Raw genomic sequence first — 23,094 nt, forward strand, 5'->3', positions numbered from 1 at the left:
GTAGGCGGCTCGACCCCGCCGACCGTGTCATGGGACGAGCGCCACCTTGCCCGCCACCCGCCGGTTCGCGAGGTCGTCGAGGGCCCGGGCGGCCTCCTCGAGCGGGTAGGCGTGCGGCTCCACGGGATGCAGGCGGCCCGCCTCGATCATGGCCAGCACCTCGCCGATCAGCTCCTGGTTGCGTTGCGGGTTCCGGCTGGCCCATCCCCCCCAGTCGACGCCGGTGACCCGTCGGTTGCGCAGCAGGATCTGGTTGGCGGGCAGGAGGGGGATCCCGGCGACGAAGCCGATCACGATGAGGTTGCCGTCGTCGCCGAGGGCCCGCAGGCAGGCCTCGCCCAGCTCGCCGCCCACGGGGTCGTAGACGACGTCCACCCCGCCGCCGGACAGCTCGCGGGCCCGGGCCTTGACGTCCTCGGTGGAGGAGTCGACGACCCAGGTGGCGCCCCGGTGGCGGGCCAGCTGGCGCTTCTCCTCGGTCGAGGCGGCGGCGATGACGCGCAGCCCGAGGGCGTCGCCGATGTCGACGGCGGCCAGGCCCACGCCGCCCCCGGCCCCGAGCACGAGCATCGTCTGGCCGTGACGCACCGCGGCCCGCTCGTGGAGCGCGAACCACCCGGTCAGGTAGCTCTGCATGAAGGTGGCCGCCTGGCCGTCGGTCAGGACGTCGGGGAGCGGGACCGCACTCACGGCCGGCACCACGGCCTCGCTGGCGTAGCCCCCCAGGCCCACGTTGGCGAAGACGCGCTCGCCGACCGTTCGGTCGGTGACGGCCTCGCCGACCTCCACCACCCGGCCCACGATCTCCATGCCGGGCACGAACGGTGCCGGGATCCTGATCTGGTAGCGGCCCTGGACCATCAGGCCCTCGACGTAGTTCACGCCGCAGGCGGTGACGGCGATCCGGACGCCGTCGGGCCCGAGGGCCGGGGCGGGCCGCTCCTCGACCACGAGGTTCTCGACGGGACCGAGCTCGGTGCAGACGACGGCGCGCATGGCCCGACCGTAGGGCAGGCGCCGCGGGCGGAGGGCATGATCGGGGCCCACCGTGCGTCCACCCGCGAGAGGTCGAGTCCCATGACGTCCCAGATCCCCGCCAACGTCCCGCCGATCGACGACTGGGGCCGTCTCCTCGAGGGCCGGGTGGCGGTCGTGACCGGCGGCGGTGACGGCATCGGAGGGGCGATCTCGCGGCTCTTCGCCCGCCACGGTGCCCTCGTCGAGATCGCCGAGATCGATCCCGGACGCGCCGCCCGTGCCGTGGCCGACATCGAGGCCGACGGCGGCACGGCGCGCGCCCATGTCGTGGACGTGACCGAGGAGGCCGGCGTGGCGGCGCTCGCCGAGGCGGTGCTCGACGTGCACCCGCACGTCTCGGTGCTCGTCAACAACGTCGGTGACTACCGGCCGCTGGTGCGCTTCGGGGTGTCGTCGCCCGAGTCGTGGAAGGCCATGTACGACCTGAACCTGTTCCACCTGTTCGCGGTGACGCGGGCGTTCCTCGACTCGATGGTGGACCACCGCGCCGGCTCGATCGTGAACGTCCACTCGGTGGAGGGTCTCCGGGGGTATCCGGGGGACCCGGTCTACGGGGCGTTCAAGGCCGCCGCGGCGGCCTTCACCACCGACCTCGCCGTCGGTGTCGGCCGCAAGGGGGTGCGGGTGAACGGCATCGGTCCGGACCTCACCCAGACCCCGCAGGTCGACTACCTGACCGGCTGGGAGGACGCCGAGCACCTCTGGGAGAGCTGGGCGCCGGTGGGGCGCCTCGGCTGGCCCGAGGACCAGGCCCGGGTCGCGCTGTTCCTGGCCTCGGACCTCTCGGCGTTCGTCACCGGTCACAACATCCCCGTCGACGGCGGCAGCCGCGCCGGGGGCGGGTGGTTCTGGTCGCCGACCGAGCACCGCTTCGTCAACCGCCCCCGGACCCTCTGAGCCGACCTGTGCCCTGGCGGTGGGCCGACCGACATGGTGGGGAGGGGTTCGGTCGTTCACGGGTCGACACCGGCCGGGTGCCCCCGGCCGGTGTCGACCGGGGGCACCCGGAGTCGGGCTCAGCGGGCGGTCGGTGCGCCGACGCCGGGCCCCGGGCGGTGGCCGCCCCGCTCGCCCCGGCCGACGGGGTGCTCGCCGTTCCGGAAGGACTCGAGGCGGGCGTCGGCCTCCTCCTGGGTGAGGGTGCCGTCGGCGACCTTCTCGGCGAGGTGCTCCTGGAGCCCGGCCTCGCGGGCGGCCTGCACCTGCTCGACGCTCACCCCGAGCTCGGCGGCGAAGGTCTGGTCGAAGAGGGCGCGGGCGGCCTCCCGGGTGGCCTCGCGGGCCGCCCGCTCCTCGGCGGTGGGGGGCGTGGTCGGGCGCTCGGGTCGGGGGCCGAACTGGGCCTCGACGGCGGCACGGGCCGCTTCGCGCGCCGCGGTGACCTGTTCGGCGGTCACGCCGAGGCGCTCGGCGAGGTCTGCTGTGCGCTCGGCCCGTCGGGCCTCGCGCTCGGTCGAACGGCTGCCCGCGGCGGTGGCCGCGGGCTGGTCGGCGGTGGTGGCCGACTGCGCCACCGCCACCCCGCCCGAGGCGAGCAGGGCGGCGGCGACGGTGCCGGCGACGACGGTGTTGCGCAGGGTGTTCTTCATGGTGGTGGCCTCCTCGGACCGGGGGGCGTGTCCTTCACGCACGAAGGTCACGATGGCGACCGAGGGTGAGGCCGGTGCTCGGGGAGGGTGTGAATCGGGCAAGGATCGACGGACGCGGTGGGGCGGTACTGTCGGGGGATGCCCGAGTACGAACCGAGCCCATGGGACCCGATCGCCGACCACGTCGAGCGCTACCTCGCCACCGACGGGGCCGACGGCTTCGAGTGGGAGGGGGGTGAGGTGATCATCCTCACCACCACGGGGGCGAAGAGCGGCAAGCTGCGCCGGACCCCGCTGATCCGCGTGACCGACGGCGAGCGGTACTTCGTCGTCGCGTCGATGGGGGGTGCGCCGCAGAACCCCCAGTGGTTCCACAACGTCGTCGCCCATCCCGACGTGACCGTCCAGGACCGCGCCGAGGTGCACGAGCTGCGCGCTCGTGTGGCCGATCCCGACGAGAAGGCCCGCTACTGGCCCTTGGCCACGGCCGCCTGGCCGGCGTACGACGACTACCAGGCCGGCACCGAGCGGGACATCCCGCTGGTGATCTGCGAGCCTCGCTGAACGAGCACGAGGGCCGAGGCGCCGGGCGCCGGCAGGCCGACGACAGGGGGAGCGTCGTGACCGAGGACATCCACGTCTGGGAGCCGCCCGATCTCGCCGCGGCCCTCCTCGGGCCGGGCGGTCCGTTCGAGCTCGTGGAGGAGGACGTCCTCGGTGTGGGGGTGACCGTCTTCCGGCACCGCCCGCCGCACCTGCGCGCCGTCCTCGCCGGGGCGGCCGCACGCCAGCCCGACGCCGACCACCTGGTCTTCCCCGAACGGACGCTGACCTTCGCCGACACCGTGGCCAGCGTCGCGAGGACGGCTGCGCACCTCGCCCGGCTCGGCGTGGCGCCGGGCGACCGGGTGGCCTTCGCAGCGGCCAACGTCGACCCGTACCCGGTGGCCTGGTGGGCGACCGTGGTCAGCGGCGCGGTGGTGTCGAGCCTCAACGGGTGGTGGAGCCCCGCCGAGCTGGCCCACGGCATCGCCCTGTCCGAACCGACGATCGTGGTCGCCGACGAGCGGCGTCTGGAGCGGCTCCGCGAGGTGGGGATCCCCGATCACGTGACCGTGGTGGACATCGCCGAGCTCGATGCCCTGCTCGGACCGCCCAGGACCGACGACCCGCCGCTGCCCGACGTCGCCATCGACGAGGACGACCCCGCCGTCCTGCTCTTCACGAGCGGCACCACCGGTCGACCCAAGGCGGCGACGCTCTCGCACCGCAACCTCGTCCACTGCCCGATGGTCATCGCCCTGCAGGGGGCCATGGCGCTCCTCGCGATGCCGCCGCCCGAGGGGATCGTCCGGCCGCAGCCCTCGACGCTCATGGTGACGCCGCTCTTCCACGTCTCGGGGGCGTTGCCGCTGGCCGCCGCGCCGGTCACGGGCACGAAGGTGGTCTTCCCGCCGGTCGGCTCGTGGGACGAGGTGACCCACCTCCGCCTCACCGAGGAGCACCGGGTGGCGGCCTGGAGCGGCGTGCCCACCCAGTTCTGGCGCCTGCTCGAGCACCCCCGGTTCGACGAGTTCGACACGTCGTGCGTCATGTCGATCGGCGGGGGCGGGGCGACGTTCGCCCCCGAGCTCTTCCGGCTCATGGCCCGCAAGCTGCCCCAGGCCCGGGTCGGGTGCGGCTACGGGATGAGCGAGACCGTCGGGTCGGGCTCCCGGCTCGGCGGCGTCACCCTCGAGACCCACCCTGCGTCGGTCGGGTCGGTCGAGCCGCTGTGCGAGATCCAGATCCGCGGGCCGCTCGACGAGCCCCTGCCCGACGGCGAGGTCGGCCAGATCTGCATCCGGGGCGCGGCGGTGTTCCTCGGGTACTGGAACGATCCCGAGGCCACCGCGGCGAGCCTCGACGAGCGGCGGTGGTACCGCACCGGTGACTACGGCCGGTTCGTCGACGGGCTGTTGCACCTCGACAGCCGCATGCGGGACCTCATCATCCGCGGGGGGGAGAACATCTACCCGATCGAGATCGAGAACCGTCTCGTCGAGCACCCCGCCGTCGCCGACGTCTGCGTCGTGGGCGTCGACCACCACGTGCTCGGCCAGGAGGTCGCCGCGGTGGTCGTCACCCACCCGGGCACCGAGCTCGGACCCGACGAGGTGCGTGAGTGGGTGGCCGCCGGCCTCGCCTCCTACAAGGTGCCGACCCACGTGGTGTTCGCCCCCGAGCTGCCCTACACGAAGACCGGCAAGGTGTTGAAGCACCAGGTCGAGGACGACGTCACCGAGACGCTCGCCGCCGGCACCTGAGTCACCGCACCAACCCGATCACCACCACCACGAGGACCGTGGCGCCGAGGATGCGCCGGAACGGGTTGACGCCCCGCAGGACCTCGTCGCCGCCCCACCACACCAACGCCGCCGCGGCCGCGACGTCGATCACCGTCGCGAGGGCCCCGGTGGGGGACAGCACCCAGCGCAGCGCCACCGCGGCGAGGAAGATCCCCAGGCTGAGGTTGGGGAGCTGCGCGACCGTGATGCGGCCGGTGGCGCGGTCGCGGAGGAGCCAGTCGACCATCGTCGTCCCGCGACCCGTCACTGGCCGGTGGCGAGCAGCGTGTTCACGCGGTCCGAGGTCCGGTTGGTCGTCGCCAGCGCCTCGTCGAGGGCCCGAACCGTGTCGATCGACTCGGCGTCGGCGGGGATGACGACGACGGCGACGCCGTGGTCGGCGCCGGGGTCGTTGCGCAGCAGCACCAGGTGGCCGAAGCTCGCCGGCACGTCGATGGCCCGCCCCCGTCCGATGCGCATCCAGGGGACGGCGGTCACGGATCCGTGGGCGCTGGTCACCTCGACGGACGTCTCCGCGAACGGGTTGAGGGTGGCGCGGCGGGTCACCTCGAGTCCGTGCGGGAGGTCGTAGTGGTTGCGGTTCCCGACGAGCGGTGAGGCGTCGTCGGGGTCGAGCGGTTCGGCGAGGGACAGCGCGCCGTCGCGGGCGGTGAGCGCCACCGTGGCGACGCGACGGCCCCGCGGGTCGGGGAGGCGGCGGTTGAGGTTGACCAGCACCAGGAGCAGCACCACCGGCAGGAGCGCCGAGAGCACCACGAGCACGACGGTGATGAGCGCCGTGGTCGAGGCGTCGGCGGCCTTGGTGGCCGTGAGGGCGGGGAAGGCGACCTCGCCGGTCCCCGGGAGGGCCTGCCCGTCGGTCGCCCCGGCCGGCCGGTAGCTCGCCGTGAACTCGAGCGCGACCTCCACCGGTGCGTTGCGCTGGCCGTCGACGGTCAGCACCGCATCGACGGCGAAGGTGTCGTCGTCGGGGCCGCAGGCCTGGTCGGTCGACAACGTCAGGGCCACGCCGGGGGTCGGGATCGTCGGGGTGGCGAACGTGACGCACACGGTCCCTCCGGTGGCCGCGGTCGGGACGACGACGAGGCGACCGGGGAACGACCCGGCCCCCTCGAGGGTGTCGGGGCCCTCCCAGACCACCTCGGGCAGGGGTGGTGTGTCGCCGAGGGCGACGGAGATCGACGCGGTGGCCAGGTCGCCCCATCCGGGCGTGGAGGCCGTCACGACGACGTCCGGGGGCGCCACGATCGGGCCGGCCAGCCGGACCTGCCAGGTTCCCGTGGCGGCCTGCCACTCCACCGCGGCGGGCGCGCCGTCGACGAGTGCTGCGACCGCGACAGCGTCGGGGCCCAGGCCGCCGGCGGCGTCGGCCGCGGCCCCGCCCCGCACGGTGACCCCGACGAGACCCGACGGTGCCCCCTCGACGACGGTCGCCTCGCCCGACGGGGTGATCACTGCCGAGAGATCGGCGTAGCAGCCCGTCAGCCGGCCGTCGCCGGCGGCCGCGGTCACCAGTCCCGGCGTCGGGGCGTCAGCGGGAGCGGTGTAGGACGCGAAGCCGGTACCCGAGGCCACCTCGGTCCCGTCGCGCAGAATCGTGACGGTGGTGCCGGGCGCCCCGCGGGCGCTCGCCGCCTCGACCAGGGGGCTCGGGTAGCCGGCGGACAGCGCTGCGCAGTCGACGGGGAGGCGGCCGAGGGCGATCTGGCCCTGGGTGAAGAACTCGTCGGCGAGCACGGCCGCCCGCCCCGCCTCCACCCGCTCCCCGGGGACCCGGCAGGGGTCGGTCCCGTCGCCGCCGAGCAGTCGGGCCACGACCCGATCCGTGTTGGCCCGTTCGGCCTGTTCGGCGGGCGACTCGCCGGCGGCGTCGCGGAAGTCGACGAGTTGGACGACGAACCCGACCGAGAGGATCCGGGCGCTCAGCGGCTCGGCCAGGCGGCTGGGGGGCGGGAGGGCTCCGCACACCTGGCCCTCGAACTCGGCCTCGATCTCGTCGGACCGGGTGGAGGACGTGTAGGAGGCGATGCCCGGCGCCGCGGGGTCGTCGATGCTGTAGGCCCCGTCGGTGAACCACACGAGCCGCTTGCACGTGGTCGGCACGCCGGCTCTCGCCGCGAAGTGGTCGGCGGCGGCCTGCAGCGCGAGGACGTAGTCGGTGTTGCGGGCCTCGGTGCGGGTGGTGAACGACTGCACGAGGTCGACCGCGGAGGTGGTCTCGGCCGGGAGCGTCGCGGAACCGACGTCGCTCACCCCGGACCCGAAGGCTGCGATCGTGAGGTCCACCGTCCCCCCGGCGGCCTCGGCGGAGGCGGCGAGGCTGCGGACGAGCACGTCGGCGGCCTCCACCCTCCGGTTCTGCGGGTCGGTGGTGCGCAGGCTGGCCGACTCGTCCATGAGCAGGAGGACGTCGAGGGTTCCGCACTCGGCGTCGGTGCCGCCGGGGGAGGGCTGGGCGCCGGTCGTCGCCGCAGGTCCGAGGGCGATCCCGGCGAGGAGCATCGCGGCCAGGATCGCGGCGGCTCTCCCCCGTCGGCCGGTCCTCATCGGCGGGCCAGGGCCAGGGCGACCAGGAACGCGCCGACGGAGCCGATGAGCCACCCGGTGACGGCCAGGACCACGGCCACCGTTCGGGGCCGCCACGTCGCGTCGACGTAGTGGCCCGTCGCCCGTCGGATGGCGTCGAGCGAGCCGAACCAGGCGAACACGACGAGCCCCACGACGGCGCCCACGACCCAGGCGAGCACGGCGACAGGGGCGATCTCGTCGGTGTCGCCGGCACCCTCGACGAACGCGCCGGCCACCATCGCCGCGGCCGCCACGGTGGTGATGCCCAGCATCACCACGGGGATCACGGGGGGGCCGACGGCGTCGGGGGCCGTGTCGTCGGTCGGGTCCACGTCCGGCATCTTCGCCCGGAAGTACCCCCGCCGTCGATGGGGCGAACCGCCCGTTCGTGCCCCGAGCGGCCGGTCCGCGCGAACCTGGGGCCGTGGAGGAGCGGACGGGCGCCCCGGGATCCAGCGACGGCGTCGGGCCGACCGGGTCGACCTCGGTCTGCATCGGGTGCGGCCTGTGCTGCGACGGCACCGTCGTCGGCCATCTGGCGGTGCGTGATCCGAGCGACCTCGGTGCCCCGTTGGCGGCGTTGGGCGTGGAGATGATCGTCGAGGCCGACCCGCCGGTCTTCGCGCTGCCCTGCCCGGCGCTGGCCGACGGGACGTGCACCGTGCACGACCTGCACCGGCCCCACGCCTGCAGCCAGTTCGAGTGCTCGTTGTCGGCCGCGGTCCGCGACGGTGAGGTCCCGGCGGGCGACGCCCGGGCCGTGATCGCCGAGACCCGGGCCCGCCTGGCCGGCACCGGCGGGGATCGACCCGTCCCCGCCGAGGTGCAGGCCCTCGTGGAACGCCACTTCCTGCCCCGCTGACCCGCCGGGGGCGGCGACGTCCCTACGATGCAGCCATGGCCGGCACTGCGGGGGCGGGGGAGCACGTGCCGGTGCTCACGTTCCTCGGGGCGACGGGCACCGTCACGGGGAGCCGGTTCCTCGTCGACACCGCCGACGCCCGGGTCCTGGTCGACTGCGGTCTGTACCAGGGCCTGAAGGACCTCCGGTTGCGGAACTGGGCGCCGTTCCCCGTCGACCCGGCCTCGCTCGACGCCGTGGTGCTGACCCACGCGCACGTCGACCACTCCGGTGCCATCCCCCGCCTCGTGCGGGAGGGCTTCACGGGTCCGATCGTCGCCAGCCCGCACACGGTCGCCCTGGCTTCGATCGTGCTGCCCGACAGCGGGCACCTCCAGGAGGAGGAGGCCGCCTACGCCAACCGCCGCGGCTTCTCCAAGCACCATCCGGCCCTCCCGCTGTACACCGAGGAGGACGCCCGGCGCAGCCTCGGGCAGTTCGTCGCCGCCGGCTGGGGCGAGGCCGTCGAGGTGGCGCCCGGCGTCCGGGTGACCCTCTCCCCGGCCGGGCACATCCTCGGGTCGTCGGTGGTGGCGATGGACGTGGCCGGCGACGGGGGACGGCGGCTGGTGTTCAGCGGTGACCTGGGGCGGGGCCACCACCCGGTGCTGGCCCCGCCGGCGCCGGTCGGCCCGGCCGACGTCGTGGTGATGGAGTCGACCTACGGCGATCGCCGCCACGACGACGCCGGTGCCCTCGAGGTGTTCGCCGACGTGATCACGCGGACCGCCGCCCGTGGGGGCGTGGTGGTGATCCCGGCGTTCGCGGTCGACCGCACCGAGGTGGTGCTGGTGCACCTCGAGGCGATGCGGCGGGCCGGCGTCATCCCCGAGCTGCCGGTGTTCGTGGACAGCCCGATGGCGCTCGCCGCGCTCGACGTGTACCGCACGGCCATCGAGGCGGGGAGCCCCGAGATCCGCCCGGAGGTGCGCTCGGCCACCGACCCGTTCGGGCTCGACCACGTGCGGGCGATGCGCGAGGTCGAGGAGTCGATGGAGCTCGACCGGCTCACCACCCCGGCGATCGTGGTGTCGGCGTCGGGCATGGCCACCGGGGGCCGGGTCCTGCACCACCTGCGCCGCTACCTGCCGGACCGGCGCGCGTCGGTGGTGCTCGTCGGGTTCCAGGCCGAGCAGACGCGGGGTCGTCGCCTCGCCGAGGGGGCCCGCCAGGTGAAGCTCCTCGGCGACTACGTGCCGGTGGCGGCCGAGGTGGTGGAGCTGCCGGCGTTCTCGGTGCACGCCGACCGTGACGAGCTCGTCGACTGGCTGGGCACGGTCGACGGCGAGCCGGACGCGGTGTACCTGGTGCACGGGGAGCCGTCGTCGTCGGCGGCGCTGCGAGCCCGCATCGAGGCCCGGTTGGGCTGGCGGGCCGTCGTGCCGGCCTTCGAGGAGCGGGTGCGGGTGGACCGCCGGCCCGATGCCCGTCCCGGGGTGGGACCGGCCGGCGACGGTGTGGCCGCCCCCCGGTCCCCGGCGCACGCCACCGGCCCGGTGCTCGCCGGCGAGATGACCCTCGACCAGGCGCTCCTCGCAGGGCCTGCGCCGGGACCGTCGGGGTTGGTGGGCGACGACCCGGCCCGACTGGCGCGGATGGACACCGAGATGGCCAACGGCTTCCGCGCGCTGGCCGGCATCGGCCGGGCCGTCTCGGTCTTCGGTTCGGCCCGCACGTCGCCCGACAGCCCCGAGTACGACCTCGCCCGCCGCACCGCCTCGCTCCTCGGCGGCCACGGCTACACGATCATCAGCGGCGGCGGCCCGGGCACCATGGAGGCGGCCAACCGGGGGGCACGCGACGTCGGGGCGCTGTCGGTCGGCCTGGGGATCGAGTTGCCCGTCGAGCAGGCCATCAACCCGTTCGTCGACCTGGCCGTGGAGTTCCAGCACTTCTTCGTGCGCAAGGTCATGTTCGTGCGCTACGCGTCGGCGTTCGTGGTGTTCCCCGGTGGTTTCGGCACCCTCGACGAGCTGTTCGAGGCGCTCTCGCTGATCCAGACCGGGAAGATCGAGGACTTCCCGGTGGTCCTCGTGGGGTCCGGGCACTGGGGCGGGCTGCTCGACTGGATGCGCGACGCCCTCGTCGACCGGGGGAGGTTGGCGCCCCACGAGCTCGACCTCGTGCACGTCGTCGACGAGCCCGAGGAGGTGCTCGCCGTCGTCGAGATGGCCGGCGGTGGGCGGTTCAGCGCGACGTGAGTGGGGCCCGGCCGGCGGCGATCCAGTCCGATCGCGCCCAGATGTCGTGGTTCTCGCCCCACGCCGTCGTCCCCCCGGGGAGCTCCCACCGGATCAGGTTCAGCACCGCGTAGAGCTCGTCGCCGGCGTCGACGGCCCGGAGGTTGCGGCAGTCGCCCCGGGTGACGAGCCGACGGCCGAGGGCGTCGTGGGCGTCGATCTCGACGGTCGCCGGGAAGTCGCCGTCGAGCTCGGTCCGGCGTACGCCGTCGACGAGCCGGGCCGCCCGGCCGTCGTGGCGCCAGTACCCGCTGGTGATCCGGTCGTGGCCGGCGTGACCGGGGTCGACGTAGACGAAGAACGCCGAGCCGTCGACGGAGGTCCCGTGGGCGTTGCCGAGCCGGAGGCCGGGGCGCATCGTGCGTGGTCCCCACGAGCGGTCGCGGACGCTGGCGCAGTCGACGTCGAACCAGCGATCGGCGAGCCGGACGCGGCCCTGCACCCGGCCGGGCTGCTCGAGGTGGCCGTCGAACATCCCGGGCGACTCGTCGGGGGCGACGGGGTTCGGCGCCATGAGGCCCGTGAAGGTGATGTCGACCTCGATGTGCTCGCCGGCGTGGCGCACCCGGTAGGTGTGCAACGGTTCGACGACCTCGAGGTGGAATCGGTCGGCCATGCGGAGATCGCACAGGTCGGGGGGCGAGACCAGCTCCCCGGTCCAGCTGTCGTGGGCGAGATAGCGGTTCTCTCCGCGCCACGACGTGACCGCACCACCCTGGAGTCCCTGGTTCGGGCGGAGCCACACCCGGGTGTGGACCGATGCGTCCAGCTCGGGGACCCAGAACGGGAACCACACCGTCTCGATCCAGGTGGGGTCGTCGGAGGTCGGCGGGTGGAAGCCGTCGTCCTCGACGGACACCGACGGCTCGGGCGGGTTGCCGGCGATGGTCACCGTTCCCCCAACGGTTGCGGGAGGCGGTCGGAGAGCTCGCCGAGCAACGGGGCGGCGAGCATGGCCTCGCGGGTGAGGTTGCGGGCCAGGTACGCGACCACCTCGGCCTCCCGCTCGGGACGAGCGGCGAGATCGGCCACGTCGGCGAGCCCGTCGGCCACGGTCGAGGGGCGGTGACCGAGCAGCGCGGCGAGGTCGTCGAGCTCCCGCGCGTCGCGGTCGCCGCCGAAGCGGAGGTGGTGGTCGACGGTGCCGAGGAGCCCGGCCAACCCGTGAGCACGCCCTCGTGCGACCTGGTCGGTGATCGCCGGGGCGATGGTCTCGTCGAGCTGGTCGCGGGCATCGCTCACCAGGGCCAGCGCGTCCGACGGGGGCGCCTCGGTGAACGGGGGTTCCGTGGGTCGGGGCGCACCGACGGCGTCGGCGAGCGCCAGGGCCAGGCCGCGCATGAGCAGGGTTCGGTACATCGTCAGCTGCGGGCGATCGGTGGCCGGGTCGGGGGACGACAGTCCGAGGCCGATGAGCATGGCGTTGCGGGTCAGGATCAGGATCCGGTACCAGGCCACGGTCGGGCGGTCGACGGGTGGTCCGCCGTGGCGTTCGTAGGCGGCGAAGCGTACGGAGAGATCGCCGACCGGGGTGGCCATGTCGCGCACGGCGAGGGCGGCGAGGTCCTCCATGGGGTCGCCCCAGTGGGCGACCTCCCAGTCGAGGAGGGCCTCGATGCGCCCGTCGCGGTGGACGAGGTTCCCGGGGCCGAGGTCGCTGTGCACGAGCGCGGTGCGGCCGGCGCCGTCGGGCACGGCGCGTCGGAGCCACGCCAGCGCGACCGAGAAGAGCGGGTGCAGCGCGTCGCCCACCAGGTCGGCCACGGCCTCGGCCGCCCCGAGTTGGGTGGCGGCGTGGTCGGTCGACCGGTCCGGGGGGCCGAGGTGGTCGATGTCGAGCGCCGAGGGGTCGGTGCCGTGCAGGGTCGCCACCACCTCCATGAGGTGGTCGAGGGCGGCGTCGTGCGACGGGTCGTCGTCGAACTCGTCGTGCCCCTCGATGCGCTGCAGCAGCACCGCCCGCAACGCGGTCTCCGAACCGTGCAGTGCTGGCGTGGGGACGTCGGTGCCGCCGAGCGCGGCGAGCACGGCGGCGTCGCGGGCCGAGCCGCCGCCCCGCCCGGTGTCGCGGAGCAGGAAGAGATCCATCCGGCTCTCGTCGCGGACCACGTCGACGGCCCACGCCTGCCGGCTCGCTCCCGAGAGGTGCGGTTCGCTCCGCTCGACGGTCCCTCCCGTCGCGGTCTCCACCCATTCCCGCAGGTCGTCGGGGAGCTCGCCGGGCGCCATCAGAGGAAGGAGGTGATCGTGGTCCGGGCGGCCGCCACGTCGGCCTCCCTGGTCACGACGACGGTGGGGCTGTTGTCGATGTCCATGAACGTCTGGAGGTCGGCCCAGTGGGCGCGCCCGGCCTCGGTGTCCGCGTAGAACGCCTGGGTGGCCATCATGGCGTCCATGTCCGGCCAGTGGTTCTCGGCGATCCCGGCGTAGTCGGGGGACCCGACGATCATCATGAGCCGGTTCTTCGAGATGTAGGGGTGGTCGCGCAGGTCGAACTCCTGGGTGTGCTGCGTCCAGCGTTCGAAGAACTGGTCGTCGCTGAGCTCGGGGCGCTTTCGCACCAGCGTGAACGACACGATCACCTTCTGCCCCCCAACGTCGGCTCGGGGGTGGAACGGTAGTCTGCGGTCGCTCGCCCGGGTCCGGCGGGCCCGACGCCGGGGGGACCGTGAACGACCGTCGCTACGACCTCGCGGAGCTGCAGGACCGTGCCGCCATCGCCGACCTCTACGACCGCCAGCTCGCTGCCGCGGAGGCGTGGGACCTCGAGCTCTACGACACGACGTTCACCCCGGACGCGGAGATCGACCTGCGCGACGTCGGCCAGGCGGTGCTCCGGTACCCGGACTACCGATCGTGGCTGGCGTCGCTGCAGCCGGTCATGGTCGCCGCGCAGAGGATCACCGGGGGGCTGCGCCTCTCGCTGGAGGGCGACCGGGCCACGACCCGGGTGCCGGTGGCCTGCTTCGTGACGATGGCCCTCGACGAGGAGCGCACGCTCGTGTCGACCGGGATCTTCTACAACGACACGCTGGAGCGCACCGCCGACGGGTGGCGCGTCACCCGTCGGTACGAGGAGCTCGCCTGGTCGCGGTGAATCCCTCTCGTCAGCCCTTCGTCAGCCCTCGAAGAAGGCGATCGTCCGGGCGGTGGCGTCGGCGTACATCCCGTGCTCGGCCCTCACGGCCTTCAGCTGGGCGAGCAACGGGCGGGCCCGGGTGGCCGAGGTGACGGTGGGGAACGAGGCGGGGTCGGCGAACACCGCGGCCACGATCTCGTCGGCGTCGGTGCCGACGAACCCCCGGGCGTCGAGGTACCCGGCGGCGCGCAGCTCGGCGACCATCGCCGCCGAGGTCGCCGGGGCGACGCCGGGGATCCGGGTGAAGCGCCCGTCGGGGAGCGGGGTCGGTGTGTTCTCGAGGTACCGGGTGCGCACGCCGCGGGCCCGCAGGGCGGCCTCGTTGGCGGCGGCCTGCTCGTTGGACACCTCGGGGTTGTCCTCGCGACCGCACATGAACCACGCCGACGGGGTGGTCGACGTGGACGCCGATCGGCTCCCCGTGGCGTCGGCGCAGTAGCCGACGACGGCCTCGAAGCGCAGCTGGGGGAACCGGTCCGCCGAGTCGGTGGCGGCCACCGTCCCGAGGAGGTGGCTGAACGCGCCTCCCGCCGACATGCCGAGGGCGTACTTGGGCGTGCCCGGGGGGACGAGGCCGCGGGCCTCGAGGTCGTCGAAGAGGATCTGGAGGTTGGCGAGGTCGACGTTGCCGGGTCCGGTGCCCGGCGCCCAGCGCTCCTTGCCGTCGTCGTCGGCGTCGCCCCCAGCGGCCTCCTCCGCCTCGGTGGCGACGACCCCGTAGCCCTCGCGGGTCAGGGCGAGCGCCAGCGGTCGGGTCTCGTCGCCCTCGATGAAGCTGCTGGAGCCGCCGGTGCCGTGGTTGAAGAGGACCACGCCACGCATGTCCGGGGGCAGGGCGTGGCGGACGGTCTTGGGGGTGTCGGTGGCGCCGACGAAGGTCTCGGTGACGAGGGTGAGCTCCTGGGGGGCGGTGGGGGCGACGAGGCGCACGTCGCGGTCGGGCATCACGAGGGTGGTGCGCCACTCGTCGGGTTCGGCGAGCAGGTCGGCGTCGCCCTCCCAGGGCAGGGCCACCTCGTCGACGGTGGACACCGACGACCAGACGTGCACGGTCTCGCCGGGCGTGTAGCGGCCAGACCCCTCCCCGCCGGCGACCTCGACGGAGAAGGTCGCGTCCGTCGGGGCCGGCGACGTGCTCGGGGCGACCGTCGTCTCGGTGGCCGATCCGGTACAGGCGCTGACCAGGGTCGTCACGGTGACGGCGAGCGCCACCACCGCCGGCATCGTCGTCGACGCCGCTCGGCGGCGCCCGGACGGACTCCGGGTCGTCGTGGTCACCGGGGTGACGCTATTGGGGGTCGCTGACGTCGTGCTGACGGGGTCCGTCCCCCAGACCGAGGAGTCTGGCGACCCGGGGGTCGCCGGCGCCGAGGTGGCGTACGAGGACCCCGGCGACGCGATCGAGGTCCAGGGTCCCGGCGTCGATCATCGCCTCGAGGTCGGCCCAGTCCCTGGTGCGGTCGAAGAAGGCCTTGAACACCGCGAGGTCGGCGCAGGAGAGGAACGGCAACGCGACGCCGCCGAAGTCCTCGGTCCGGACGCGGGTGGCGGCGGCGCGGTGGAAGTCGGTGGTGTCGAGGAAGACGTCGACGGGGGTGGTGTCCCACCACAGTCGGGCCTGTCCGTCCCGGCGCAGCAGGGCGAGGTCGTCCTGGGTGGCGGCCACCTCCGGGGCGAGGGCCGCGAGGACGTCGTCGACGCGGTCGACGTCGACGAACACGTTGATGTCGATGTCGATCGTGCCGCGGGCCTGTCGGGTGCACCACGCCAGCGCCAGCGCGCCGCCGAAGGCGTGGGGGAGCCCGACGTCGGCCAAGGAGCGGTGCACGGCGACGATCTTGTCGGGGAGGCTCATGGGCGTGGGAACGGCGCGGTGGTGAGGGTCGGTGCGTGGCGGGCGGGGAACATCGCGGCCAGCTCGAGCACGTCGATCAGCTCCCGGCCGCGGTCGGTCGGATCGGGCCCGCCGACGGCGGGGACGAGCTCGGTGGTCGCGTCGAAGCCCGCGGCGCGCAGGATCCGTTCGAGGGTGTCGACGGTCGGCACCTTCCGGCCCGTCTCGTAGGCGGAGAGGGTGGAGTGCGACGTGCCGGCACGGGCGGCCAGGGCCCGCAGGCTGAGCCGACGACGGTGGCGAGCCTGGCGGAGGAGGAGAGCGGCGTCCATGGGGCAATGGTACCCGATCGGATACCGGATTCGGATCGGGGGACGGAGAGCGGCGGCGCGACCGTGTCCCCGGGTACCCAGGGGGGTATCCTCGGGCGAGTTCGACGAGGGGCTCGAGGAGAGCTCGAAAAGGAGATCGACATGGGTCCGCAACGTTCGACGTCACCCCGCACCGTCCGACGCGTGGTCGGCGCCATGGCCGTCGTGGCGGCGGGTCTGCTCGTGGCGGCGGGCTGCTCGTCGTCCTCGTCCGGCGCGGACGCCGCCTCCGTTGCCGAGTCCGAGGCCGCCACCCCTGCGGCCGGTGAGGCGTCGGCGCGGGCGGCGCTCGACCAGGGCGCGACGGTGGTCGACGTGCGCACGCCCGAGGAGTTCGCCGCCGGCCACATCGAGGGCGCGGCGCTGATCGACGTCCAGGACCCGTCGTTCGCCGACGAGATCGCCGGCCTGGACGACTCGGTCACCTACGTCGTGTACTGCCGGAGCGGGAACCGCTCGGCGGCCGCCGCCGCCCAGATGGAGGCCGTGGGCCTCACGGTGCTCGACGGCGGCGCCCTCGAGGACATGACCGCCGCCGGCTGGCCAACCGCCGCCTGACGGCGCCCGACGCGGGACCCCGGCCCTCGGTGGCGCCGTGCCGACACATCAGGGCGATCGCCCCTCAGCGGGTGACGTGCGACGGCACCGGGTGACCCCCCGGCGCGCGCGAAGGCCCCCGAGAACCACGACGGTCCGGACCCTGATGCAGGTCCGGACCGTCCTCGACGTCTCGCGACATCACCGTGGTGGAGCTGGGGGGAATCGAACCCCCGTCCGTCTGGTGGCAACTGTTCGCGCTACGACCGTTCCCGAGTTACAGGCTCATGGCCGCCAGCCCGCCGGGTCGGGTGGGCCACGAGGGCCCGGCCACCGGGTCTTTCCCCGGTGTCAGCGGTCTTTCCCGCCGTCAGCCGTCTTTCCGGCTGTCACCCACCGCTTCTGTTGCCGGGCTGCGGCGAGCTGGCCCCGTGCGCCATCGCTGGTCACTGTTGCTCTCTAGGCCCGATCTGGATCAGGCGGCGAGAGTGAACTGCTCATCGGCGGTTCTTTGGTTGCCCCCGTTTAGCGAGTCTGAGGCAACTCGGGTCGCACGATCCAGCTCCCGGTCCCGACGTCGAAACCGATCAGCCCCGTGATCGCAAGTCCGCCTTGTCGCCGGCGGCACTCCAAGGGTAGCGCCGGTGCGGGGCCCCGCCACGGGGGTTCGGGTGGCCTAGCGTGATCGGCGACGCGGCGCCCCTCGCCGGGGCCGACGACGAAGGAGCCGAACGTGCACGTCGCGGAGCTGTGGCGCTACCCGGTGAAGTCGATGATCGGGGAGCGGGTCGCCACCGTCGAGCTCGACGACACCGGCGTCGTCGACGACCGCACGTGGGCGGCGCGCGACGGGGTGCGCGGCGGGATCCGCGGCGCGAAGAAGATCGCCGGGCTCATGCGCCTCGCCGCCCGCCGGGAGGACGACGGGACCGTGGTGGTGACGCTCCCCGACGGCGCCGAGGTGCGCACCGACGACCCCGACCGCGACGCCCGCATCAGCGCCGCCCTCGACCATCCCGTCACCCTCGAGGCCCTGCGCCCCGCCGCCGACCTCGACCACTACCGCCGGGGCGGCCCCGACAGCGACGACGTGATGGAGGAGCTGCGGGGCATCTTCGGTCGGGAGGGCGACGAGCCCCTGCCCGACCTGTCGGTCTTCCCGCCCGAGATCGTCGAGTTCGAGTCCCCGCCCGGCACCTACCACGACGCCTTCCCGCTGCTGATCCTCACGACGTCGGCGCTGCGGTCCGTCGCCGACGCTCTCCCGGACTCCGCGGTCGACGTGCGTCGGTTCCGCCCCAGCGTGGTGCTCGACACCGGTGACGCCCCCGGCCACCCCGAGTTCGACTGGGTGGGCCGACGCCTCCACCTCGGCGACGCCGAGGTGTCGATCACCACCCGTTGCCCGCGCTGCGTCATGGTCACCCGCGAGATCGATGACGCCGTCCCCGCCGACCGGGCCGTGCTGCGCCACATCGTGCGCGACCTCGGCCAGGACCTCGGCGTCTACGCCACCGTGACCCGCCCGGGCCGGGTGGCGGTGGGCGACACCGCGACCCTCGACGCCTGAGGAGGCGCCGGCGCCGGCCGGCGCGCGCGACACTCGACAGGTCCGGGCGACGGGCGCCCACGGGAGAGGACGAGCGTGCCCCAGATCCGTTTCAACCACATGGAGCTCACGGTGCCGCCCGGCACCCTCGACGAGGCCATGCGCGCCGACCTGACCGCCTTCTACGGCGGCGTGCTCGGCTGGCAGACGTCGAGCGTCGAGATCGTGGGGGGCCTCCAGTTCCTCATGCGCCCCGACGAGGGCCAGTTCATCCTCGTCGCCGAGCACGACCGGCCGATGAGCGCCCCCGGGTACGACCACCTGGGCCTGCTGTGCGACACGCGCGAGGAGGTCGACGAGGTGCTCGCCGAATGCGAGCGGTGGGCCGACAAGGACGACCGGCTCCGGATCAAGCGCTACGACGACCTCGTGGTGGGGCCCGTCACGGTGCACGCCTTCTACGTGAAGTACCTGTTGCCGATCTGGTTCGACGTGCAGTCGATCGACCACGAGCCCGGCACCGGACCCGAGCGTCGCTGGCAGTACCTGCCGACGGGCTAGGCCGGCGCGTTGGCCGACTGGTGGCAACGAGACGTCGTCGACGCCGGACGCCTGCCGCTGCTGTTGCTCACGGTGGCCTTCGTCGTCACCTTCGTCGTGACCCGCGTGGTGGTGCGCTCGATCCGGGCCGGGAAGGGCCCGTTCAGCGACAACACCGTGGGCGGGGTCCACGTCCACCACGTCGTGCCCGGGCTGGTGCTCATGGTGCTGGGGGGCCTGGTTGCGCTGGGGACCGACGCGTTCGGCTGGACCGCGGCCGCGGCGATCGTCTTCGGCATCGGCCTGGCCCTCGTCCTCGACGAGTTCGCCCTCCTCCTGCACCTCCAGGACGTCTACTGGGAGCAGGAGGGCCGGCTCTCCGTCGACGTCGTGTTCCTCCTCCTCGGCGTCCTCGTGATGGTCCTGCTCGTCGGCTCCCCGCTCGGACTCGAGGACCAGTCCGGCGGGGAGACCGCCGGGCGAACCGCCCTGGTGGTCAACGCGGTGTTCGTCGTCGCCTGCTCGGTGATCGCCGCGCTGAAGGGCAAGTTCGCGTCGAGCGTCATCGGCCTGGTGGTGCCCCTGGTGGCGCTCGTCGCCGCGGTGCGCATCGCCCGCCCGCAGTCGGTGTGGGCCACCCGGCGCTATCGCGACGACACCGGCAAGCAGCACCTGGCCGCGTCGCGCGAGGAGCGCTTCGACCGGCGGTGGCGGGCCCCGCTCACCCGGCTCCAGGACGCCGTGGCGGGTACGCCCGGATCCGACTGATCCCGGCTGGTCCGGGGCGGTCGTCCCCGGATCGGGAGGCGTTCAGTCCCGTCCGGTCGCCTTGCGGCTCCGACCCATCTCCTTCTGGGCCTCGCGGAGCGCGTCGCGCTCGGCGATGGCGTGGCGCTTGTCCACCTTGCTGCGCCCCCGGCCGAGGCCCAGCTCGAGCTTGGCCCTCCCGTCGCGGAAGTACAGGCGCAGCGGCACGAGCGCGAGGTGCTCGAGGTCCATCCGCATGCCCAGCCGGTCGATCTCGCGCCGGTTGAGCAACAGCTTGCGGCGCCGGTCCGGTTCGAGCAGGTCGTGGGCCGCCGACGTGGCGTAGGGGGCGATGTGCATCCCGACGACCCACGCCTGGCCGTCGTCGATGCGACCGTAGGCCTCCTTGATCTGCACCTGGGCCTCGCGCAGCGACTTGACCTCGCTGCCGCGCAGCACCAGACCGGCCTCGACGGTGTCGAGGATGTCGTAGTCGTGACGGGCCGACCGGTTGGTGGCCACGACCGTCACGCCGGGCTCGCTGCGGGTCGCCATGGGACCGCCGAGGCTACTGCGCCGCCCTGAGGGCCGGGTCGGCCCTTGTAGGGTCCCGGCCGTGCTGCTGCTCGCCCGGTCCGCCCACCTGGCCATCATCGCCCACCTGCTCGCCGGCCTGCCCGACGAGGCCTGCGGGCTGCTCGCCGGGCCCGCCGCGGACCGCGATGCCGGAGGCGGTGGGGAGGCGGCCACCCGCTTCTACCCCACGGGCAACGCCGCGGCCTCGAGCCGCGTGTACACGGTGGAACCCCGCGACCACCTCCGCGCCGACCGCGACGCCGAGGACCACGGGCTCGAGATCAACGGCGTGGTGCACTCCCACACCCACACCGAGGCCTACCCGTCGCCGACCGACGTCGCCCAGGCCCCCGACCCGTCGTGGCACTACGTGATCGTGTCGTTCCGAACCGGCGTCGCCTCGTTGCGGTCCTACCGGATCGTGGACGGCGTGGTCGAAGAGGAGCCGGTCAGCGTCGTCGACGGGTAGAATCCCGATCCGCAGGGTCACATTTCGATCCGGTCCCCTGTGTCGGGAAGGTGCTCATGGCTGTGTACTCCTCGGTGCTCGACATGATCGGCGACACGCCGATGATCGACGTCAGTCGGATCAGCCCCAACCCCGACGTGCGCATCCTCGGCAAGATGGAGGGCCAGAACCCGGCAGGGTCGGTCAAGGACCGCATCGCGCTGTCGATGATCGAGGAGGCCGAGGCCGACGGCACCCTCACCCCCGGAAAGACGATCATCGAGCCGTCGTCGGGCAACACCGGCATCGCCATGGCGATGATCGCCCGCATCAAGGGCTACCCGATCAAGATCGTGCTCCCCGAGAACGTGTCGGTCGAGCGCCGCCAGCTCCTCGAGGTCTTCGGCGCCGAGATCATCCTGTCGCCGGGCAACGAGGGCTCCAACGGGGCGGTGCGCCGGGCCATCGCCATGGCCGACGAGCACCCCGAGTGGGCGTTCCTCTACCAGTACGCCAACGAGGCCAACCCCCGTGCCCACTACGAGACCACCGGCCCGGAGATCTGGCGCGACTGCCCCGAGATCACCCACTTCGTGGCCGGGCTCGGCACCAGCGGCACGCTCATGGGCGTGGGCACGTACCTCAAGGAGCGCAACCCCGACGTCAAGGTCCTGGCCGTCGAGCCGCCCATCGGTGAGCTGGTCGAGGGCCTGCGCAACCTCGACGAGGGCTACATCCCGCCGGTCTACGAGAAGTGGGGCGGGCCCGAGCTGCTCGACGGGAAGCGCATCGTCCGCCCCCGCGAGTCCATCGAGTACACCCGCCGGCTGGCCGACGAGTGCGGCATCTTCTCGGGGATCTCCGCCGGAGCGGCGCTGGCCGGCGCGTGCCGGGTGGCCGGCCAGATCGACGCCGGCACCATCGTCTTCATCGTCTGCGACGGCGGCTGGAAGTACCTCTCCACCGGGTTGTGGAACGACGACATCGACACCGTCGTCGAACGGGCCCAGAAGATCATCTACTTCTAGGCGTCGGGTCGGACAACGACGACGGGCGCCGGGCCACGGGCCGGCGGTCTGGGTTCGGCGATGCCGGCCCAGTACCCTCGCTGGTCGTGGGGACCCGTCCGATCGGCATGTTCGACAGCGGTTTCGGCGGCCTGACCGTCGCCCGGGCCCTCATCGACCTCCTGCCGGCCGAGGACCTCGTGTACATCGGCGACACCGGGCGCTACCCCTACGGGTCGCGTCCGCTCGACGAGGTGCGTCGCTTCGCCCGCGAGATCACGGCCCGTCTCGTGGAGGTGCACGACGTGAAGCTCGTGGTGGTGGCCTGCAACACCGCGTCGGCCGCCGCTCTCGACGAGCTGCGCGAGGAGAGCCCCGTGCCGGTCGTCGGCGTGATCGAGCCGGGGGTCACGTCGCTGGTGGCGGCCACCCGCAACGGCAACGTCGGCGTGATCGGCACCGTCGGCACCATCGGGTCGGGTGCCTACCAGCACGCCGTGGCGGCCGCCGAGGCCGACGTGAAGCTGAGCTGCGCCGCCTGCCCCGGGTTCGTCGAGTTCGTCGAGCGGGGTGACACCTCCTCGGACCAGGTCCACGTGCTCGCCGAACGGCTCCTCGCACCGCTGCGCGACGCCCAGGTCGACACGCTGCTCCTCGGTTGCACGCACTACCCGTTCCTGGCCCGCACGATCGCCGACGTGATGGGCCGCGACGTGGTGCTCGTCGACTCCGCCGACGAGACGGCGTTCCGGGTGCGGGCCCTGCTCGCCGAGCTCGGCCTGGCCCGGGACGACGCTCGCCCGGGCGAGGCCCCGCCGGGGCGCCACCGGTTCGAGTCGTCGGGTGACGTCGAGGTGTTCCGCTCCCTCGGGAGCCGCCTGCTCGGCCCCGAGCTGGCCGTCGTGGAGTCGGTGTCGTGGGGCTGAGCCTCACCGTCCTCGGGTGCGCCGGGTCCTACCCGGGCGACGGCCTGCCCTGCAGCGGCTACCTCGTGCGCAGCGCCACCACCGCCGTCGTGCTCGACCTCGGCCACGGCACCCTGCCCGCCCTGCGCCGCCACGTCGACCTCGCCGACCTCGACGCCGTCGTGGTGAGCCACGCCCACCCCGACCACTGGGTCGACCTCACGGCCATGCGGATCCTGACCCACTACCACCTGCACATCGACGGCATCCCGGTGTGGGCCACCGAGGGCACGGTCGCGATGCTCGAGGCGGTGTGTACCGACGTCAACCCCGCCTTCGACACCCGGGTGCTCGGCCCCGAGCCCGTCTTCACGATCGGCGACCTCACCTTCGCCATCGACCGCACCGACCACTACGTCGAGACCTACGCCGTCCGGGTGTCCGACCCGGAGGGCCGCTCGCTCGTCTACTCCGCCGACACCGGCCCGGGCTGGTCGATGGACGCCATCGGCCGCGACGTCGACCTCGCCCTGCTCGAGTCGTCCTTCGCGACCGAGGAGGAGCGCGGCGACGTGCTGCACCTCTCCGCGGGGGTGGCCGGGGCGATGGCCCGCGCCGCCGGCGCCCGCCGTCTGGTGCTCACCCACCTCGTGCCCGGGTCCGATCCCGAGGAGCACGCCCGCCTCGGGGCGGACGCCTACGGTGGCCCGGTCGACCTCGCCGCCCCGGGTGCGGTCTACGAGCTCTGAGACCGAGG

At 73.6% G+C, this 23,094-nt stretch carries 26 protein-coding genes and 1 other RNA gene; 14 read left to right on the forward strand and 13 right to left on the reverse strand.

The window, feature by feature from the left end; all coding sequences use genetic code 11:
- Nucleotides 1–27: 27 nt before the first annotated feature.
- A complete protein-coding gene (locus tag MUE36_00810) occupies nucleotides 28–996 on the reverse strand; it encodes an NADPH:quinone oxidoreductase family protein (GenBank protein ID MCU0309472.1) in 969 nt (322 codons plus the stop codon).
- Nucleotides 997–1,077: 81 nt separating this feature from the next.
- Between MUE36_00810 and MUE36_00815 the strand changes: the two genes are divergently transcribed.
- Nucleotides 1,078–1,935, forward strand: a complete 858-nt coding sequence (locus tag MUE36_00815) for an SDR family oxidoreductase (GenBank protein MCU0309473.1) — start codon at nucleotides 1,078–1,080, stop codon at nucleotides 1,933–1,935.
- A gap of 119 nt (nucleotides 1,936–2,054) precedes the next feature.
- Here MUE36_00815 and MUE36_00820 read toward each other — a convergent pair whose 3' ends face one another.
- Nucleotides 2,055–2,669, reverse strand: a complete 615-nt coding sequence (locus tag MUE36_00820; GenBank protein MCU0309474.1) for a hypothetical protein — start codon at nucleotides 2,667–2,669, stop codon at nucleotides 2,055–2,057.
- A 96-nt stretch (nucleotides 2,670–2,765) separates the two neighbouring features.
- On the opposite strand from MUE36_00820, the gene MUE36_00825 reads away from it, so the two are divergent.
- Together MUE36_00825 and MUE36_00830 are read left to right on the forward strand one after the other, a co-directional pair.
- Complete coding sequence (locus MUE36_00825) at nucleotides 2,766–3,191, forward strand: nitroreductase family deazaflavin-dependent oxidoreductase (protein MCU0309475.1); 426 nt, start codon at nucleotides 2,766–2,768, stop codon at nucleotides 3,189–3,191.
- A gap of 56 nt (nucleotides 3,192–3,247) precedes the next feature.
- Nucleotides 3,248–4,933 carry an acyl--CoA ligase gene (locus MUE36_00830; GenBank protein MCU0309476.1) on the forward strand — a complete coding sequence of 562 codons (1,686 nt, stop codon included), beginning with the start codon at nucleotides 3,248–3,250 and terminating at the stop codon, nucleotides 4,931–4,933.
- 1 nt (nucleotide 4,934) lies between these two features.
- Here the strand turns inward: MUE36_00830 and MUE36_00835 are convergent, their stop codons facing one another.
- From MUE36_00835 to MUE36_00845, 3 genes are read right to left on the reverse strand one after another with little or no spacing between them, the layout of a single operon-like run.
- The gene (locus MUE36_00835; protein MCU0309477.1) at nucleotides 4,935–5,201 is read right to left on the reverse strand and encodes a hypothetical protein; all 267 of its coding nucleotides are present in this window, start codon (nucleotides 5,199–5,201) and stop codon (nucleotides 4,935–4,937) included.
- A 17-nt stretch (nucleotides 5,202–5,218) separates the two neighbouring features.
- Nucleotides 5,219–7,477 carry a VWA domain-containing protein gene (locus tag MUE36_00840; GenBank protein ID MCU0309478.1) on the reverse strand — a complete coding sequence of 753 codons (2,259 nt, stop codon included), beginning with the start codon at nucleotides 7,475–7,477 and terminating at the stop codon, nucleotides 5,219–5,221.
- 41 nt (nucleotides 7,478–7,518) lie between these two features.
- Nucleotides 7,519–7,875 (reverse strand): hypothetical protein, encoded by a 357-nt coding sequence (locus MUE36_00845; GenBank protein MCU0309479.1) that lies wholly within the window; start codon nucleotides 7,873–7,875, stop codon nucleotides 7,519–7,521.
- A 92-nt stretch (nucleotides 7,876–7,967) separates the two neighbouring features.
- On the opposite strand from MUE36_00845, the gene MUE36_00850 reads away from it, so the two are divergent.
- Nucleotides 7,968–8,405 carry a hypothetical protein gene (locus MUE36_00850; GenBank protein ID MCU0309480.1) on the forward strand — a complete coding sequence of 146 codons (438 nt, stop codon included), beginning with the start codon at nucleotides 7,968–7,970 and terminating at the stop codon, nucleotides 8,403–8,405.
- Nucleotides 8,406–8,440: 35 nt separating this feature from the next.
- The gene (locus MUE36_00855) at nucleotides 8,441–10,645 is read left to right on the forward strand and encodes a TIGR00730 family Rossman fold protein (protein MCU0309481.1); all 2,205 of its coding nucleotides are present in this window, start codon (nucleotides 8,441–8,443) and stop codon (nucleotides 10,643–10,645) included.
- Here the strand turns inward: MUE36_00855 and MUE36_00860 are convergent.
- The 3 genes from MUE36_00860 to MUE36_00870 are packed head-to-tail and all read right to left on the reverse strand — an operon-like array spanning nucleotide 10,632 to nucleotide 13,260.
- Complete coding sequence (locus tag MUE36_00860) at nucleotides 10,632–11,576, reverse strand: hypothetical protein (protein MCU0309482.1); 945 nt, start codon at nucleotides 11,574–11,576, stop codon at nucleotides 10,632–10,634. The genes MUE36_00855 and MUE36_00860 overlap by 14 nt on opposite strands.
- Nucleotides 11,573–12,913, reverse strand: a complete 1,341-nt coding sequence (locus MUE36_00865; protein MCU0309483.1) for a phosphotransferase family protein — start codon at nucleotides 12,911–12,913, stop codon at nucleotides 11,573–11,575. The genes MUE36_00860 and MUE36_00865 overlap by 4 nt, the downstream gene beginning before the upstream one ends.
- A complete protein-coding gene (locus tag MUE36_00870) occupies nucleotides 12,913–13,260 on the reverse strand; it encodes a hypothetical protein (protein MCU0309484.1) in 348 nt (115 codons plus the stop codon). Before MUE36_00870 ends, MUE36_00865 begins: the two co-directional genes overlap by 1 nt.
- A gap of 92 nt (nucleotides 13,261–13,352) precedes the next feature.
- Here MUE36_00870 and MUE36_00875 point away from each other — a divergent pair, with 92 nt between their 5' ends.
- Nucleotides 13,353–13,781, forward strand: a complete 429-nt coding sequence (locus MUE36_00875) for a nuclear transport factor 2 family protein (protein ID MCU0309485.1) — start codon at nucleotides 13,353–13,355, stop codon at nucleotides 13,779–13,781.
- 21 nt (nucleotides 13,782–13,802) lie between these two features.
- On the opposite strand, the gene MUE36_00880 is transcribed toward MUE36_00875, so the two are convergent.
- The 3 genes from MUE36_00880 to MUE36_00890 are packed head-to-tail and all read right to left on the reverse strand — an operon-like array spanning nucleotide 13,803 to nucleotide 15,989.
- Nucleotides 13,803–15,101, reverse strand: a complete 1,299-nt coding sequence (locus MUE36_00880; GenBank protein MCU0309486.1) for a hypothetical protein — start codon at nucleotides 15,099–15,101, stop codon at nucleotides 13,803–13,805.
- 10 nt (nucleotides 15,102–15,111) lie between these two features.
- Nucleotides 15,112–15,678: a hypothetical protein gene (locus MUE36_00885; protein MCU0309487.1), complete on the reverse strand. Its 567-nt coding sequence runs from the start codon at nucleotides 15,676–15,678 to the stop codon at nucleotides 15,112–15,114.
- The gene (locus tag MUE36_00890) at nucleotides 15,675–15,989 is read right to left on the reverse strand and encodes a helix-turn-helix domain-containing protein (protein ID MCU0309488.1); all 315 of its coding nucleotides are present in this window, start codon (nucleotides 15,987–15,989) and stop codon (nucleotides 15,675–15,677) included. The genes MUE36_00885 and MUE36_00890 overlap by 4 nt, the downstream gene beginning before the upstream one ends.
- Before the next feature lie 141 nt (nucleotides 15,990–16,130).
- Here MUE36_00890 and MUE36_00895 point away from each other — a divergent pair, with 141 nt between their 5' ends.
- Nucleotides 16,131–16,586 carry a rhodanese-like domain-containing protein gene (locus MUE36_00895; protein MCU0309489.1) on the forward strand — a complete coding sequence of 152 codons (456 nt, stop codon included), beginning with the start codon at nucleotides 16,131–16,133 and terminating at the stop codon, nucleotides 16,584–16,586.
- Between the two features lie 186 nt (nucleotides 16,587–16,772).
- On the opposite strand, the gene ssrA is transcribed toward MUE36_00895, so the two are convergent.
- Nucleotides 16,773–17,160: a transfer-messenger RNA gene (gene ssrA, locus MUE36_00900) on the reverse strand.
- 138 nt (nucleotides 17,161–17,298) lie between these two features.
- Here ssrA and MUE36_00905 point away from each other — a divergent pair.
- From MUE36_00905 to MUE36_00915, 3 genes are all read left to right on the forward strand, one after another.
- On the forward strand, nucleotides 17,299–18,135 hold the full coding sequence (locus MUE36_00905; GenBank protein ID MCU0309490.1) for an MOSC domain-containing protein: 837 nt from the start codon (nucleotides 17,299–17,301) through the stop codon (nucleotides 18,133–18,135).
- Between the two features lie 75 nt (nucleotides 18,136–18,210).
- Nucleotides 18,211–18,675 carry a hypothetical protein gene (locus tag MUE36_00910; GenBank protein ID MCU0309491.1) on the forward strand — a complete coding sequence of 155 codons (465 nt, stop codon included), beginning with the start codon at nucleotides 18,211–18,213 and terminating at the stop codon, nucleotides 18,673–18,675.
- Between the two features lie 9 nt (nucleotides 18,676–18,684).
- Nucleotides 18,685–19,422 carry a hypothetical protein gene (locus tag MUE36_00915; protein ID MCU0309492.1) on the forward strand — a complete coding sequence of 246 codons (738 nt, stop codon included), beginning with the start codon at nucleotides 18,685–18,687 and terminating at the stop codon, nucleotides 19,420–19,422.
- Nucleotides 19,423–19,464: 42 nt separating this feature from the next.
- On the opposite strand, the gene smpB is transcribed toward MUE36_00915, so the two are convergent.
- Nucleotides 19,465–19,956: an SsrA-binding protein SmpB gene (gene smpB / locus MUE36_00920; GenBank protein ID MCU0309493.1), complete on the reverse strand. Its 492-nt coding sequence runs from the start codon at nucleotides 19,954–19,956 to the stop codon at nucleotides 19,465–19,467.
- A gap of 61 nt (nucleotides 19,957–20,017) precedes the next feature.
- Here smpB and MUE36_00925 point away from each other — a divergent pair, with 61 nt between their 5' ends.
- From MUE36_00925 to MUE36_00940, 4 genes are all read left to right on the forward strand, one after another.
- A complete protein-coding gene (locus MUE36_00925; GenBank protein MCU0309494.1) occupies nucleotides 20,018–20,446 on the forward strand; it encodes a M67 family metallopeptidase in 429 nt (142 codons plus the stop codon).
- A 56-nt stretch (nucleotides 20,447–20,502) separates the two neighbouring features.
- On the forward strand, nucleotides 20,503–21,453 hold the full coding sequence (locus MUE36_00930) for a PLP-dependent cysteine synthase family protein (protein ID MCU0309495.1): 951 nt from the start codon (nucleotides 20,503–20,505) through the stop codon (nucleotides 21,451–21,453).
- Nucleotides 21,454–21,539: 86 nt separating this feature from the next.
- The gene (murI, locus tag MUE36_00935; GenBank protein MCU0309496.1) at nucleotides 21,540–22,358 is read left to right on the forward strand and encodes a glutamate racemase; all 819 of its coding nucleotides are present in this window, start codon (nucleotides 21,540–21,542) and stop codon (nucleotides 22,356–22,358) included.
- Nucleotides 22,349–23,086, forward strand: a complete 738-nt coding sequence (locus MUE36_00940) for an MBL fold metallo-hydrolase (GenBank protein MCU0309497.1) — start codon at nucleotides 22,349–22,351, stop codon at nucleotides 23,084–23,086. Before murI ends, MUE36_00940 begins: the two co-directional genes overlap by 10 nt.
- Nucleotides 23,087–23,094 lie beyond the last annotated feature (8 nt).

The organism is Acidimicrobiales bacterium (genome assembly GCA_025455885.1).
Taxonomy (GTDB): Bacteria; Actinomycetota; Acidimicrobiia; order Acidimicrobiales; family Acidimicrobilacustridaceae; genus Rhabdothermincola_A.